The organism is Aquimarina rubra, assembly GCF_042684305.1.
Classification (GTDB): Bacteria; Bacteroidota; Bacteroidia; order Flavobacteriales; family Flavobacteriaceae; genus Aquimarina; species Aquimarina rubra.
On the sequence record NZ_JBHULE010000019.1, the window covers coordinates 1,741,376 to 1,756,952 of the forward strand.

Below are 15,577 nucleotides of genomic sequence, written 5' to 3' on the forward strand. Positions count from 1 at the left end.
AACGGTTTGGTTCATATTTACTCTTCATCTTTGCGAAAGAACAGTTCAAATAAACAAATATCAATAATAACTAAAAGATATGATTATGATAAGATTATTCTTACTGACAACCCTATTCATCGCAGGAAATATCTCGGCACAGGATTTTCAAGGGATTGCTACCTACCAGACAAACAGAAAATTAGATATACAACTGGATAGTACGCAAGTAAATTCTGAAATGCAAAAACAGATTCATGAAATGATGAAAAAACAATTTCAGAAAGAGTATACATTACAATTCAATAAGATAGAATCTGTTTATAAAGAAGAAGAGCGTTTAGGAACTCCTCAACCGGCAACAGGAGTGAGAGTAATGGTTGCAGGGTCGGGAGCCTCGGATATCTTATATAAAAATAATAAAGAAGAACGATTTGTTGCACAACGGGATATGTTGGGTAAACTATTTTTGGTCAAAGATTCACTTACGAAGTTAAACTGGAAACTAGAGAATGAAACCAAAAAAATAGGAAACTATACCTGTTACAAAGCTACTGCCAAAAGAACAGAACAACGTTCTAGAAGTGTTTCTTTCAATAATTCTGAAGAAAACCAGGAGGTAGAAGAGGTAGAAATCACTATTACTGCTTGGTATACTCCAGAAATTCCGATTAATAATGGACCTTCTGTTTTTTGGGGATTACCTGGATTAATTATGGAGGTTAACGATGGACAACAAAGCATGCTATGTAATAAAATAGTGCTGAATCCAAAGAAAAAGGTAGAGATTATACCTCCAGGAAAAGGTAAAGTTGTGTCAGAAACTAAATTCGAAGAAATTTTACAGAAAAAAATGAAGGAAATGCAGGATAGAAGACCACAACGAGATGATGGAAATAGTATGCAAATAAGAATAAGAGGGTAATCATCAGAAATCAATCAAGAGACGTTACAGATACTATATTTTATGCAGGTTTTTTTAGGATATAATTAACTTTCATTGATTAAACTACGTGTTAATAATGGAGTCTAAAAGTTTTAAAACTGCCTAACATGAAGACTTTAATGACATTAGTAAGTATTCTTACTACCCTTTTAACAACAGCACAGGATTTTCAAGGAAAAGCCTATTATTTCAGTAAAACAGGAATGGATATGGATTTTGGTAGGCGACAAATGTCTGAAGACCAGAAAAAAGCTATTGCAGATCGAATGAAATCCGCTATGGAAAAAACATTCATCCTTGCGTTTAATAAAAGTGCAGCTACGTATAAAGAAGAAGCACAATTAGACACATCAGAAGGAGGTGGAAGATGGGGAACCACGCTTTCTGGTTTTACATCTAATAATTACTATAAAAATATCCAAGAAGGTCAATACTATGATCAACGCGAATTTTATGGTAAAAACTTTTTGATCAAAGACTCATTGATAACATACAATTGGACCTTAGTAAATGAGACAAAGAAAATAGGAAACTATACTTGTTTTAAGGCAACCACCACCAAAAAAGTAAATGAACTTATGGATTGGAGAGCGATGAGAAGGAAAGCTAGACAACAAAGAGAACAGAGAGAAAACGGAGCCGATGATCAAGCAAATAGTCAAGATGTTCAGAATGGATCCGAAACATCAAACGAAATAGAGGTAATTGCCTGGTATACTCCCGAGATTCCGGTAAATCAAGGTCCGGGATCTTATTGGGGATTACCGGGTTTGATTCTAGAGATTCAGGAAGGAAGAACTACCGTGTTGTGTAATAAGATAGTGCTAAATACTAAAGAAAAAGAAGAAATTAAAGCACCCACTAAAGGAAAAGAAGTGTCTCAAAAGGAATTTGATGATATCACAAAAGAGAAAGTAGAAGAAATGATCGAGCAGTTTAGCACACAACGAAGAGGAAGAGGTGGTCTGGGCGGAGGACGCAGGAATTAGTATTTGTATAAAAATTCAATATAGTTAAGTAAAATAGAATTTCAATGTCACACTGAGCCCTTCGATAAGCTCAGGACAGGCCCGTCGAAGTGTTGTCGATGTGCAAATGAAAACTAGGACTTTGTTGGTCTTCTATTGGCTTAGATTCTCAGCGTAAAAGTCTAATGATGACAATGTCATAAATCAATCAAAAAAATGAACAAAATAATACTGTATACCATCTTATTGGTCGGGATCACTATGTCTGCACAAAAAGTTCAGATTAGCGGATTTGTTAAAGATTCTTTAGGTAATCCACTGGAAATGGCAAACGTCATTGCGTATAAAAAATCAGACAATGCTATGACCGCTTATGGAATTACAAATGATAAAGGGAAATATAAAATTTCGGTACCCACTAATGACACATATATTCTCAAAGTTAGTTTTATAGGCCTTTCTGCAAACGATAAGACGGTTACTGTAAATACCGCCGATGCGATCGCTAATTTTGAAATGAAATCAGAAGAGAACAGTCTGGATGAAGTAGAAATTGTATATGAAATGCCTGTGGTGGTCAAGGGAGATACCCTGGTGTATAACACAGATTCATTTACCACCGGTAGTGAAAAAAAATTAGGGGATGTGTTAGAAAAACTACCAGGAATCGAAGTAAATGAGGATGGCGAAATAGAAGTCGAAGGGAAAACAGTTTCTAAAGTAATGGTAGAAGGAAAAGATTTTTTTGATGGAGATTCTAAACTAGCCACCAAAAATATACCCGCGGATGCTTTGGATAAAGTAGAAGTTTTGAGAAATTATGAAGATGTGGGACAAATGCGTGGTTTACGTAATAACCAGGATCAAGTAGCGATTAATATCAAACTAAAAGAAGGAAAAAAGAACTTTTGGTTTGGAGAAATAACCGCAGGTGCCGGAGTAGGAGAAACAGAACGATATTTAGTAAAACCAAAACTCTTTTATTACAGTCCAAAGTACAGCATTAATATCCTTACAGATTTTAATGATATTGGAGAAGTGCCATTTACCAGAAGAGATTACTTTAATTTCACCGGTGGTTTCAGAAATTTAAATAGAGGAGGTACATCTTTTAATATCACCACAGATGACTTGGCTTTTGCTGTATTACAAAACAATCGTGCTAATGAGATTAATACCAAGTTTGGTGCCGCTAATTTTAGTATGTCAGCAAGTAAGAAATTAGATATTAGTGGTTACGGAATTGTTAGCGATACCAAAACAGATTTGATAACAAATACAAGAAGAACTTATATTGACGATACATCGGATCCAACAGACAATACAATAGAAGAGACTTTTGATAATACACAACAGCAAAGTACTTTAGGGTTGTTAAAAATGAGTGCAAGTTATAGGCCTAATAGTGACTTTAGATTGGATTATGATGTTTTTGGCAAAGTTTCTAAACAAGAAGAAGATGATACTTTTCTTTCTGTAAGAGGAGATATTTCTGAAGATATCAACGAAAGATTAGAGAACACGCCTTTTTCGATCCAACAGAATCTAAATGCGTATTATACACTAGACACTAAAAACATCTTTTCTTTGGAAGCGCAACATCTGTTCCAGGAAGAGGATCCATTTTACAATGCGATTAGATCAGAAATCCCTTTTAGAGGTGTTTTTACTCAAATCAATGATCCCAATGATCCTGATGCAGATACTTATGAGCCTTTAGAAGAATCAGAACGATATAACATCAATCAACAAAAAAATATAAAGACCAGTAAATTGGATGCAAAACTGGATTATTACTATGTGTTGAATAAAAAAAGTAATCTCAATTTTACATTGGGATCAACATTAAGCACTCAAAACTTTGATTCCGAGATTTTTCAGATTTTGGATACCGGAAACCAGAATAACTTTGAGACAGAGGAATTTAACAATGATGTAACCTATAATTTTAGGGATCTATACGCAGGATTACATTACAAATTCATCACGGGTATTTTTACATTTAATCCAGGAGTTAGCGTTCATAATTATGATCTCAGCGATACGCAACTAGGGACCACCATCAACCAGAATGAATGGTTGGTATTACCTGACTTCTTTGCACTGGTTCAGTTTAAAAAAAGCGAGAGCTTACGTTTTAATTATTCAATTACAGCTAATTATACGGATATAAATAACCTTGCAGAAGGGTATGTTTTCAATAATTACAATTCTTTATCTCAAGGAAATCGAAACCTGGAGAACGGATTGTATGATAACTATTCCCTAAACTATTTTAGTTTTAATATGTTTAATTACACCAATATTTTTGCAAGAATAAGTTATTCTAATAGACGGAATCCTATAAAAAACACGAGCATAGTTACCGGGATTAACCGGGTAAATACTCCGATTAACTCAAATCTTGCAGATCAAGTACTTACTGCAAACGGAAATTTCACAAGGACTTTTGGGAAGATCAAAGGGAATCTAGCAGCGAATGTAAGTTGGTCCAGCTTTAATAACATTGTAAACACATTGCCAAGCGAGAGTATAAGTCTTACACAAACATACCAAACAGAATGGTCTACGAATTTTAAAAAAGGCCCAAATTTTGACTTAGGTTATAGTATTACTGTTAATGATTATAATAATAATGGTGCAGAAAGTACTTTTTATACCAGTCGTCCTTTTGCAAGATTAGATTGGGCTTTTGCCAAAGGATTTTTGCTGAAATCATCCTACAGTTATTATAACTATAGTGACGCGAGTACTACCTTAAATGAATACAGTTTTTGGGATGCAGAAGTGTTTTATCAAAAACCGGACAGTAAATGGGAATATAAGTTTTCGGTCACGAATCTTTTGGATACCGAAAGTATAAACAGGGATAGTTTTAATGAGCTTTTTAATAGTACTTCTAGTTATGTTGTACAACCACGATTCTGGATTTTAACTATAAAGTATAATTTGTAATAAGACTATATCAGATTCTGAAAATATCAAAAAAAATATGGTGTTATGGACAATACTGCGCTCCAGTAGCACCCTTTATATATCCAAACATATTACATCATCAAAAAACTTAATTTATTATGAACTTAAAACTATTTACGGCACTTCTTTTTTTAGCAATTTCAGATTTTGGATTATCCCAAACAACAGTTAAAATGACTAACGAATATGGATTTAAAAACATAGATCTACAAGGACTTATTGACTTCGAAAACATTTTTTTAGAGAAGCTGATTTTTGAAGGTGAAAACATTGAAGGGATGTCTTATGTAATTGAAGTTGTTGAATATAAAAATGGCAAAGAGTTAACTCGAAATATTCTTTTTGATGGAACTGAATTAGATTATTTTAAAGTAGCTTCTGAAAAAGAAATGCTAAGTTTCTACTTTAAGCTTAGTGATAGAAAATTGAAGATACAAATGAGAGGCAAAAACTTTGGGAGTAAAAAATTGTATTTTGACCTAGATGATAATGCAGAAAAATATGCACTCAAAGACTTTTTTGGCAGTAACCCAGAACTTAACATGCCGATAAAAGGCAAAAATGCAGTGCTAGCTTTAATTACACCAAACATGCACGAGAATGGTTCAGCTTCTTATTGCGAAGTAGCGCAATCCAATATTCGACCGGAAAAATTGGGAAGTCATTTTAATATTCCTCACTATTTTATTATTACAGTAGATTTTAAATAAGAAACTTTTCCTAACAAGGAATTGGACTTAAACAATTAAAAATAACGGATGAAATTTAATTTTGATTTGGTTTTAAGTTATCTTTAAACCAAAAGTTATTGGATGTTTAGGGATATTATAATACTATTTTCAGTGGTTTTCTTGAGTTCTTGTAATACCACAACACAAAAAGAAAATGTAGTAGATAACAACAAAGGATGGCAAGTCATTTATGCCAATGACGAAAAGGGAAATGCCCTGTCGGGAAGTATTGATAATCTAAAAAATGCAGTTCGTCAAGGGTGTGAAATAAGAGTCGGTTGGGGAGTTTATAGCGAGTATAAAAAGGATGGTCTTACCGGGGTTTTTGCAGTAGAACATACTGCAGAAGGGCAGTTTTTAACAATTAATAAAGGTCAAGTGTATGCTCAGTTGTCAAGAATTATGGGGCAAGCACCCTCCAGAGAACAGCATCACATAAATCTCGTAAAAACTCATTATTGGTATGCTGTTTTAGGAACCACCGGAGAAATGACCCAAGTGTATTTGGATCATACTGAAGTGGATAAAAGCGATCAGTATAGCGATAATGTAAAGATGGCTTGGTATATTAATATGAATGATTGTGATTATAAAAGCAATGAAAATCAAGCCTTATACTAAAATCAAAGGTGCGAAAAGAATAGTTTTCTTTTTTCTATATATCCTTACTTTGATTTCCTGTAATCAAACTGCGAATGATACGTCTAAAACAGTACAAAATGAATTAGAGCGTATGGAAACTGCAGCAAAAGAAGGAATAGTAACCAAAGAAAGTACTAAGAGTTTTGAAGAAACGTATAGCACACTTATAGAGGTAATTTCTAATAATCCAAATCTGAAAATTATTGCAGAACTTGATCATCAGGCAAATGCGGCTTCTGTAGGATTAGAGCTAAGGCCAACCAGAATTGTAATGTTTGGAAATCCCAAATTAGGAACTCCTTTGATGCAAAATGCCCAAACAACCGGATTGGATCTCCCACAAAAAATTATGGTTTGGCAAGATGAACAAAATGTAGTGAGAATTTCATACAATGACCCTCAATATTTACAACAGCGTCACGAAATAGGGGGTACTCAAGAAGTGCTTAATAAAATAAGCGCGGCTCTGGATAAAATTACCTCAGTAGCATCTGGTTTATAGTATATTTTATTTGTGGCTTTTTAATTTGTGTTTTTTATCACGTTAAAAATCAGTATCTTATAGTGGTCTAATCAATACATTTTTCATTATGCCAACTATAAAGTCATTAAATAAATGGGCTAATGCCCATACGTATTATCCATTAGATCTTCTTAGAATTGCATTAGGAGTATTTTTATTCTTAAAAGGAATTAATTTCATCAGCAATAGTCAGATATTAGTAGACTTACTTAAACCCGTTCAGAACCTTGCTGGCGGTATGATCGTTATTCATTATGTAGCTCCCGCACATTTAATCGGTGGAATTCTCATTGCTTTCGGTTTATTGACTCGCTGGTCTGTTGCTGCGCAATTACCACTGTTAATCGGGGCAATTGTTATCAATTTTGTCGGAGAAATGAACGTGGCCAATTTGGTTATTGCCAGTGTGGTGTTTTTACTATGTGTTTTCTTTTTGTTTTACGGTTCAGGAAAGCATTCTGTAGATTACTATTTGAAGATGCAGCAATAAGGGGAGTTGTTTTTACTCCGAGCGAGTTTGGTAATATGAAATTAACGAAAACAAAAATCCAGAATCAATTCTGGATTTTTACTTTGATAGGTCCACCACTTGAAACATAGCTACCGCCTATTTCATCGATATTTACATTTAACTCTTCACTGGTGCTGATTTGGTTGAGATCTACTTTAAGCTTATCATACGTGCTAATGCTTTTTATGTTTACATCAATTTCATTAGAAGTGTCCAACTTTACGGTGATTGTTCCGTCTTCGTTAACAGGAACTAATCCATAGTTTGATAAGGTAGTAGTTGAACCTTCAGCATACGCTTTCGGAATGATATCAATGTCTTTTAGCACGATAATGCTTAGACAAACAGCAATAATAGTCAATACAGATTTGGTGTATGTATCAGTTTTCATAACAAGATGTTTTTAAGTTTTGAAAAGATATCAAAAATTACGCCTATTCTTTAACAAATGAAATAATGTGTATAATGTTAAAAAATTTTCGTTGTTGGAGTGCCAAATCATTGATTCGGTATATCGAAAACAAAGAAAATTTATAGTTCAAAATGTTTCTCGATACGATCCAGATTGTTATCGGTATAACTCGAAGTAACTTAAATCCTTTAACACTATTCACATCTGATATAACAGTTTTATTACCACGAAGGTCTATCTGCTTTTCGCAATCCTGCATCACCAGAAATAATCATTTTTGAAGATGCGTTCATATTGTCTTTTCCACTTTTATTAGAGTCATACTCTTTTTTTGCTAACCAGAATTTGGTAAAGTAGGCTTCTGCACAATCGCTTTTACCTAGAACCGTACTAAAGATTTTACATTTAGGTTCAAACTTTGTTGTTTTCGAATCAGCTACAATCAAGGAATGCATCACCGTTCTGGAAGAAGCCGTGTCAGAGTTCCTAATCGCCGTATCAAAACGCTCTCCATCATTCCATTCCCTGATGAACTTGTTGGCTTGATTAGGCATAAAGTTGATAAACTTGGCTCCACACACAGCTTTGGCACCGGCGTTGATGAAATTGTTATTCAGTGTAGACCCATTGCAATTTACCATATATACCATACGTAATGGAAATTTACCACCTGCATATTTTCCGGTAGCAAGACTTTGGATATCATTGTTGGTGATTACTTCTCCGTCATCCAGTGTGACTTTTTCATAAGTCCCGTGACTATGGATGATAACATCAATAAAATATCCATTATCTGCTAGCTCGGTTAATTTTTCAAGAAACTTTTTCTTTGTAGTATCTTTAACGTGTTCACTTGGTTTTGGAAAGGAGGTGTATACTTTTTTCATTAACACACTTTTGTCATAGCCTTCAAAACCTAAACTATAGTTGTTATGAGCATTCTGAACTAAGTTGTAGAATTTGCTATCATCAAAAGACACCAAAGTAAGCGAAGCCGATTTTTTAGGTGTATTGAGGCCTGTGGTGTTTGTAGAGCCTTCTATTTCTACCTCATAATATAACGTAACGTTTAGTCGTCCATCTACCAGATGTACGGAGTTACTCCCTTCTTTCCAGTTATTAGAATTCTTTAAAATAACAGAAAAGTCATCATACTCATCTTTTCCGTTAAATCCTTTGTCTGAGTCTCCTACATATCCACTAACTTTAATAGTTTCGTTGTCTTTTACATCCAGTTCTTTACATTTATTTAGTTGGATAGTCGCCTTGTCTTTTACTTTTTTCGGATTACTTTTTGATCTACTAATCAATGATTTTCCATTGACTTTAAAACTGTAATACAATTCTCCGTTTGTTTCGTGTGATGGATCCCCGTTGTCCGTCACATACAATTTGTCAAATGTGATTTTGATTTTCATAATGTTTAGAATTAAAATATTATTATTTGATTTGATACTCTTTTTGTATCTCGATTTCAAAAGCAATATTAGAAGGAATCAGGAGGATGGAATTGTAGTATATTTTCAAAAGGTTGCAGTATCCTTTCTATGATCAAAAATAGCATGTGTTATTGTTGCAAATCAGAAAATGAATTGTCTTTGAAACAAGTGTTTGCAAGGGTTTTAGTAGTGCATTAAGAATACTCAATCTTCTTTAAAAAAGATGAAAACAATCTTTGTTATAGGTTATTTAATACATAAAAAGAAGCTGTCTAAAAAGCGTAAACAATCTAAAATTGTCAGTCTGAGCCTGTCGAAGACATTTTGAAAAGCAAAAAGTTAAAAACTTCGACAAGCTCAGTTTGACATAGTAAAGTTGCTTTTTAGACAGCCTCTTAAAATATTTCCGGAGAGTTTTATTAATAACTATTTAATGATTTAATACCAAAGTTTACTCTAATAATTCCTTTTCCGTCTCTAAATTCTAAATAATTATCATCATTTATACTACCCGCAGATGAAGCGTAATTAGGAAGGTCATAGATATAAATTTTCTTTGTTTTCACTCCCAGATGGTCTGATTTCAATGCTTCTTTTTCGGATAAGTCTCCTTTGATTTCTATGTAAGACGCTTTATCGTCGATTTCAGTAAGCTTATCAAACGTCAATACTTTTTTGGATTTGATCCTTTCTTTTTCGCCTTCACCAAGTTTTACTGCTTCTTTCTTTCCTTCGTTCCAGGCGGTTGCGCCTCCCGGTGGATTTGAATAACTTCCAGAAGTTTTATTCTTCATTTTTGTATATGCCTTAACGGTCACTTTACCATACACATTCAGGTTTTTGTTTTTATTCTTTTTAACCACTTCAATATTTTGAATTTCTACTTCATATTTTCCTGTATATGGAACACATACTTGTAGGGGATAAGATGTAGAAGACAATACACTGGTTAAAGCTCCGGATCCGGCAGAAGTAAATTGATAAATAATCGGACTACCCGGATTATTAAGTGGATGATATTCTGAATTGTCAGAAATATAACTGGTTAACTGGGATAAATCCGAAATTAAAGTACCTGCAGATTGCGATCCACCACCCAAAATATACAATTGGATATTAGATTCACTAACCGTTTTTTCGTACTCTGCCTGAAATTCTGCACTTACTCTTTCTCCAAAGGTAGCATTGAGCATTGCAGAAATTTCCTGTTCTGAAGAACTGGATTCTATGGTGAGTAAAACTAATCTTCCCCACGCAATGGATGAAACATAAATATCTTTGTCGTTTGCCGATCTGTCTTTAAAAAATTTACTTTTATCTATTGGCGAAACTGATTCGGTATAGAATACTTGTTTAAATACCGCCATATAATTTTTGTTTGTGGTAGTAAAATTAAAATCTGAAGCCCCTGCTATGTTAACTGACCCGATCTGTGCTTCTGCTCCAAAATGGAGCTTTAATTGCTCACTAGAGTTTACCTCGAATAGATCAAATTGCATTTGCGTACCGGGATTCTGAACGATTTCTTGATTTTTTAACGAAACCGTCGCCTGATGAACTTTGTGCTTACTCGGGTTTTGTATGGTTTTGTAATTCTCACCTGCATATCCAAAACTATTAGAGATGGTGATAGGTCTTCTATCTTCTGTGTTATTAGAATAAACACCTCTGTTTAAATCGTCTAGGTTCATTGCCGCACCCAACCATATACTAGATAATGGACTTAGGATGTATTGATCTGCATTTTCTACACTTTCTTCAACATATTTTGTAGTACAGATCAAATCATTTATCACCTCTTCTTTGGTTTCTGGCAGGTTAGATGTAGTAGTTTTGGCTTGTGCAGCACGTTTTTTATTAGATTTTTGTACCACATATTTTACCTCTGTGTTATCTCTTTTAAATTTGGCAATGGTTTTATCCTTGAGCTGGGTTTGCTGAGGTCTTTTTTTAATAATGTCTTTTACCGGTTTTTTAGTTACGGCTTCTTTTTGCGGTTTTTGAGGAGATCTACCACTCCTTCCTGTTGTTGTTTTTACTTTTGGTCGGGTTTTACGGGCTGCTGTTTTTCTTTTACCTGTTTTTTCTCCTTGTTTTCCCTTTGGATCTTTTTTTTCAATTGTTTTCATGATTTTGTATGTTTAGATGAATACTGTTTTATGAGATCGTATTTCGTTCTCGAAACAATATTAATCTGAACCTTACTAAATGAATGGAAGTATCTCTTCATAGATTTGAAGTATCATTGCGCTGCAAAAAAAATCCATGTACTATGATTGCAATTCAAAGAAGAAAAACGTTTGTATTAATTGGATACCAAAGAGTTTCGCATTGCATTGGGTGGCTGATCATATTCTTCTTTAAAAGCTTTGCAAAACCAACTTGGATTACTAAAGCCTGTCATATACGATACTTCAGAAACATTATGATCCGTTGTTTGTAGTAAGAATTTAGCTTTTTGTAAACGTACTTTTCGAATAAAGATAGCTGTAGAAAAACCAGTAATTGCTTTGATCTTTCTATAAGCTTGTGATTCACTAAGATGTAAATCTTCTGAGAGTTCCAGTTTACCATAATTAGTATTATCCAGGTTTTTTTCAATACTCGTAAGTACTTTATCAATGAAGTCTTTGTTTTTAGTATTCATCTTTTTATCCGAAACTGTTTGCCAAGAAGAATTCAATGAAAATTTTTGTTGAAGGATTGTGCGAAGAGAAATCAGTTTTTCGATACGTACAAGCAACTCTGTTTTGCTAAAAGGTTTGTGGAGATAAGCATCTGCACCGTGCAGTAAGCCCGCAATTTTGTCATTTTCGGTCACCTTGGCCGTTAATAAAATGATAGGAATATGACTGGTTCTTTCATCTTTTTTCAGGATGTCACATAACTCCAGTCCGTCTTTTTCTGGCATCATCACATCACAAATAATGATATCAGGGATGAGTTGTATTGCTTTTTCCATTCCTTCATTACCGTTACTTGCAGCAACTACGATATAGCTATCTGTTAAAGAAACTGATAAAAGTTGTATAATATCCTTATTGTCATCCACTACTAAAACAAGTGGTCGATCGTTTTTGCTTGTTATGTTTTGTGCTGTTTCTTGTGGATATGTTTTTGTCTTTGGTGACGGTTTTTTATTCATTGAAAATTCTGCGGTAACTTTTGCGGTGTTAGTAATAGGTATGATTACAGTAAAAATAGACCCTTGATGCAGTGTGCTGTCAACTTCGATATTGCCGTCCATTAAGGTAACTAATTCTTTTGTAAGGGATAAGCCAATGCCAGTTCCTGCTTGCTCTATTTTGTCTACGTGCTCTACTTGATAGAATCGATCGAAGATTTGCGTTATTTTTTCTTTAGGAATTCCTTTTCCTGAATCTTTTACTTTTAGGGTAAAATCATCATTTTTCTGATGAAGATGAACCACAATATCAGATCCTAAATCACTAAACTTTATGGCATTGGTTAAGAGATTAGATAATATCTGTTGTATTTTATCCTGATCAAAATCCATGCGGATATTTTCTTGTTCCGTATAAAAAGCTATTGATATATTTTTAGATTCGGCAAGTGATGAATAGCTCGAAACAATATACCGGCAGAATTCGGCGATATTACCTTGTTGTAAATGTAGTTTTAATTTTCCTTCTTCCAGTTTTGCCAAGTCTAGCATTTGATTTACCAACTGTAGCATGTTTTTTCCATTTCTACGTATCATCTCACAATGTTCGAGATATTGAGAACACTTATTGGATGCCAGACGTTCCTTTAACGTATTATTTATTCCTAAAATAACAGTTAATGGAGTCCTGAATTCGTGCGTAATATTGGTATATAATTTGCTTTTTTGTTCGTCTATCTCTCTGAGTTTTTGAGCTTCCTGAATGTTTAATTTTCTTGCTAATAAAAATCGGTGTATCGTAAAAAGAATAAAAACGATTATTAAAATATATACTGTATACATTATGTTTGTTTTCCACCAGGGAGGAAGAATTTCTATTTCCAGTTCCAATGGATCTTTATCCCAGATTTGATTTCTAGTTTTTCCTTGTATTTGTAATTTGTAGGTTCCTGGAGAAAGGCTAGGAAATTGTATTTCTTGAGTATTGGATAAATCATTCCAAGTATCATCAACAGGATTAAGTTTGTAGAGATATTTATTGTTTTTAAAAGCTCTAAAATCCATGTTAGAAAAACTTAGATAAAAAGGGAATTGATCGTGTTTTAATTGAATACTCTTGGTTGTAATGATATTTTTCTTTAGTACCGAAGTATCATTAGCAGAAGGAACTTCTATATTATTCTTGATCCTAAGTTCTGTCAATAGTATTGCGCCTTCTCTATCAAGGTCAGAAACCTTTTCCGGTTTAAAAAAGTTTAAACCATTGATGCCACCAAAGTACAATTCATTGGTTTTTGGGTCCTTAAATGCAGCTCCCAGATTAAATTCTGTGCTTAGTAATCCATCTCCTGAGTTAAAATTTGAAAAGATTTCAGTTTTTTTATTGAAACGAAATAGACCGAAATTGGTGCTCATCCATAGATTTTTATTTTCATCTTCTAGAATATTATAGACCACCGGATTAAGCAATCCTTCTTTTTTACCGTAAACTTTAAAAGTTTCTTTACTGGCATCAAACTTATGTAACCCGTTTTGGGTACCTACCCATAGCACGTGGTCAGAATCTTCAAATACACTCAAAACAGAGTTATTAGACAAAGAAGTTGTGTCTCCGGGTATATTTCTAAATGTTTTAAAAGATGGTTTTTCGAAATTATCGTCTTCAAAATTCAATCGGTTTAACCCGTTTTTGGTGGCGATCCAGTAGTTTTTTTGGTGGTCTTGTATCATCGTTAATACCAAATCTGAACTTATAGAGTTATCATAGCCCGGAATGTTTTTAAAATGTTTAAAGCTAAATTTTTCTGCTTTCACGTCACCCGTAAATAAGTTGATTCCTCCTCCGAAAGTTGTGATCCATATGTTGTGATCCCGATCAACAAATATGGATCTGGTGTTATTTTCGCTAAGTGAAGAATCGTCTACGGGATTGTGAAGAAGGGGTATAAATTTAGGATCGTCTGGTGAGAATTTTTTGAGATTGAGAATAGAAACTCCTTTTGTAGTAGCAATCCATAAATTATTATCAATATCTCTTTCAATTCCTCTAACCACATCGTATGCAATAGAGTTGGGTTTATCAGTTTTTCTGAAGTTATAGGTGCTATCATTCGTAATTAGGTTCATTCCACCTCTGGTTCCTACCCAGGTCCTTTTTTTTTCTTTTAAAATGGAATAAATGTGATTGTTTACAAATGGTTTTTTAGAACAGCCTACATCTGAATTTTGAAGCGTCCTGAAAACAGGAGGATTGAATTCTAATACATCCAATTTGTTTGCTCCGATCCATAAAAACTCGTCATCCTGATACAAGCAATGTACATTACTTGAGGAAATGGTGTTGCTTAAATTGTTGTCTCCTCTATACCTTTTAAAAGTATCAAATTCCAAAAGATCTTGTTTATAGTCTTTTAGATGATAAAGTCCGTTGTCTGTTGCGATCCAGACATTATCTTTATTTACGATGATATCTGCAACACTTAGGTTACTAAATGATGGGTCTCTTTTAATTTTTAATTGTGTGCTAGTCTTTTCTTGAAAGTTTAGTTTCCAGAGTCCAGAATCAGTGCCAATTAACACTTGCCCATATGTGTCTCTAACAATAGACTTGATGTTTCTCCAATTATGTTCGTGTTTATATTCTTTGAAATTAGTACCGTTTCTGTCTAGATCACTATAGAATAGATTTCCTTCTTTAGTGCCAACAAAAAGAGTGTTGTCTATTACACTCATTGTAGAAATAGTACCTGAGATTTTGGAAAAAAAATTTATTTTACTGATTTCCATAGATTTATGATCAGATTGAGATACTTTTACCAAACTCTGATTAAAGAACGAAATATAGATATTTCCATTTTTATCCTTAACTATACCTGAACAAGCTGCACTCATATCGATCTCTGTATCACCTATTCTTGTAATCGATTTTGTGTTTGGGTCATAGATACAAACTCCGTTATTACTAGTTCCTATCCATAGCTTTCCCAGATCGTCTTCGAGAAGCTTAGTGATATGATTTCCTGAAATACTATTTGGGTGTTCTTCGTTTTTGAAAATCTCAAACCGATCACCGTCAAATCGATTGAGTCCATCTTGCGTCCCTAACCATAAAAAACCTCTGGAATCTTTTATAATTGCATTTATGGTTTCTTGTGACAAACCATCTTCTAAGGTGTAATGATGAAACTTATAATTTTGAGCATGAATAAACAGTGCTACAAAGAGTAACGGATATACTATTACTTTTTTGGAAAACATTAGTGAGTGATTTTTTTACGTTTTATAAAAATACCATTAGAACATTAACAAATAAAGAGGTGAAAACC

At 33.7% G+C, this 15,577-nt stretch carries 11 protein-coding genes; 7 read left to right on the forward strand and 4 right to left on the reverse strand.

Annotated features, from left to right (window positions below):
• The first annotated feature begins 85 nt into the window (after positions 1-85).
• The 7 genes from ACFSR1_RS16145 to ACFSR1_RS16175 all read left to right on the forward strand — a co-directional run bounded on the left by ACFSR1_RS16145 (position 86) and on the right by ACFSR1_RS16175 (position 7,255).
• Positions 86-904 (forward strand): GLPGLI family protein, encoded by an 819-nt coding sequence (locus tag ACFSR1_RS16145; RefSeq protein ID WP_378294053.1) that lies wholly within the window; start codon positions 86-88, stop codon positions 902-904.
• A 128-nt stretch (positions 905-1,032) separates the two neighbouring features.
• A complete protein-coding gene (locus ACFSR1_RS16150) occupies positions 1,033-1,914 on the forward strand; it encodes a GLPGLI family protein (RefSeq protein WP_378294054.1) in 882 nt (293 codons plus the stop codon).
• A 195-nt stretch (positions 1,915-2,109) separates the two neighbouring features.
• Positions 2,110-4,848 carry a carboxypeptidase-like regulatory domain-containing protein gene (locus ACFSR1_RS16155; protein WP_378294055.1) on the forward strand — a complete coding sequence of 913 codons (2,739 nt, stop codon included), beginning with the start codon at positions 2,110-2,112 and terminating at the stop codon, positions 4,846-4,848.
• Positions 4,849-4,967: 119 nt separating this feature from the next.
• On the forward strand, positions 4,968-5,579 hold the full coding sequence (locus ACFSR1_RS16160) for a hypothetical protein (RefSeq protein ID WP_378294056.1): 612 nt from the start codon (positions 4,968-4,970) through the stop codon (positions 5,577-5,579).
• 102 nt (positions 5,580-5,681) lie between these two features.
• Positions 5,682-6,221: a hypothetical protein gene (locus ACFSR1_RS16165; protein ID WP_378294057.1), complete on the forward strand. Its 540-nt coding sequence runs from the start codon at positions 5,682-5,684 to the stop codon at positions 6,219-6,221.
• Entirely contained in the window at positions 6,199-6,744 is a 546-nt protein-coding gene (locus tag ACFSR1_RS16170) for a DUF302 domain-containing protein (protein ID WP_378294058.1), read from the forward strand. The genes ACFSR1_RS16165 and ACFSR1_RS16170 overlap by 23 nt, the downstream gene beginning before the upstream one ends.
• An 88-nt stretch (positions 6,745-6,832) precedes the next feature.
• On the forward strand, positions 6,833-7,255 hold the full coding sequence (locus ACFSR1_RS16175; protein ID WP_378182267.1) for a DoxX family protein: 423 nt from the start codon (positions 6,833-6,835) through the stop codon (positions 7,253-7,255).
• Positions 7,256-7,319: 64 nt separating this feature from the next.
• On the opposite strand, the gene ACFSR1_RS16180 is transcribed toward ACFSR1_RS16175, so the two are convergent.
• From ACFSR1_RS16180 to ACFSR1_RS16195, 4 genes are all read right to left on the reverse strand, one after another.
• Positions 7,320-7,667 (reverse strand): hypothetical protein, encoded by a 348-nt coding sequence (locus ACFSR1_RS16180; RefSeq protein WP_378182270.1) that lies wholly within the window; start codon positions 7,665-7,667, stop codon positions 7,320-7,322.
• A 242-nt stretch (positions 7,668-7,909) separates the two neighbouring features.
• Complete coding sequence (locus ACFSR1_RS16185; protein WP_378182273.1) at positions 7,910-9,106, reverse strand: hypothetical protein; 1,197 nt, start codon at positions 9,104-9,106, stop codon at positions 7,910-7,912.
• Between the two features lie 440 nt (positions 9,107-9,546).
• Positions 9,547-11,256: a thiol-activated cytolysin family protein gene (locus ACFSR1_RS16190; protein WP_378294059.1), complete on the reverse strand. Its 1,710-nt coding sequence runs from the start codon at positions 11,254-11,256 to the stop codon at positions 9,547-9,549.
• A gap of 176 nt (positions 11,257-11,432) precedes the next feature.
• Positions 11,433-15,509 (reverse strand): hybrid sensor histidine kinase/response regulator transcription factor, encoded by a 4,077-nt coding sequence (locus ACFSR1_RS16195; RefSeq protein WP_378294060.1) that lies wholly within the window; start codon positions 15,507-15,509, stop codon positions 11,433-11,435.
• Positions 15,510-15,577: the final 68 nt, after the last annotated feature.

Bases quoted from the DNA above. Each gene is read 5' to 3' on its own strand.
- ACFSR1_RS16145 (WP_378294053.1), top strand. From the start codon at position 86: ATGATAAGATTATTCTTACTGACAACCCTATTCATCGCAGGAAATATC.
- ACFSR1_RS16150 (WP_378294054.1), top strand. From the start codon at position 1,033: ATGAAGACTTTAATGACATTAGTAAGTATTCTTACTACCCTTTTAACA.
- ACFSR1_RS16155 (WP_378294055.1), top strand. From the start codon at position 2,110: ATGAACAAAATAATACTGTATACCATCTTATTGGTCGGGATCACTATG.
- ACFSR1_RS16160 (WP_378294056.1), top strand. From the start codon at position 4,968: ATGAACTTAAAACTATTTACGGCACTTCTTTTTTTAGCAATTTCAGAT.
- ACFSR1_RS16165 (WP_378294057.1), top strand. From the start codon at position 5,682: ATGTTTAGGGATATTATAATACTATTTTCAGTGGTTTTCTTGAGTTCT.
- ACFSR1_RS16170 (WP_378294058.1), top strand. From the start codon at position 6,199: ATGAAAATCAAGCCTTATACTAAAATCAAAGGTGCGAAAAGAATAGTT.
- ACFSR1_RS16175 (WP_378182267.1), top strand. From the start codon at position 6,833: ATGCCAACTATAAAGTCATTAAATAAATGGGCTAATGCCCATACGTAT.
- ACFSR1_RS16180 (WP_378182270.1), bottom strand. From the start codon at position 7,667: ATGAAAACTGATACATACACCAAATCTGTATTGACTATTATTGCTGTT.
- ACFSR1_RS16185 (WP_378182273.1), bottom strand. From the start codon at position 9,106: ATGAAAATCAAAATCACATTTGACAAATTGTATGTGACGGACAACGGG.
- ACFSR1_RS16190 (WP_378294059.1), bottom strand. From the start codon at position 11,256: ATGAAAACAATTGAAAAAAAAGATCCAAAGGGAAAACAAGGAGAAAAA.
- ACFSR1_RS16195 (WP_378294060.1), bottom strand. From the start codon at position 15,509: ATGTTTTCCAAAAAAGTAATAGTATATCCGTTACTCTTTGTAGCACTG.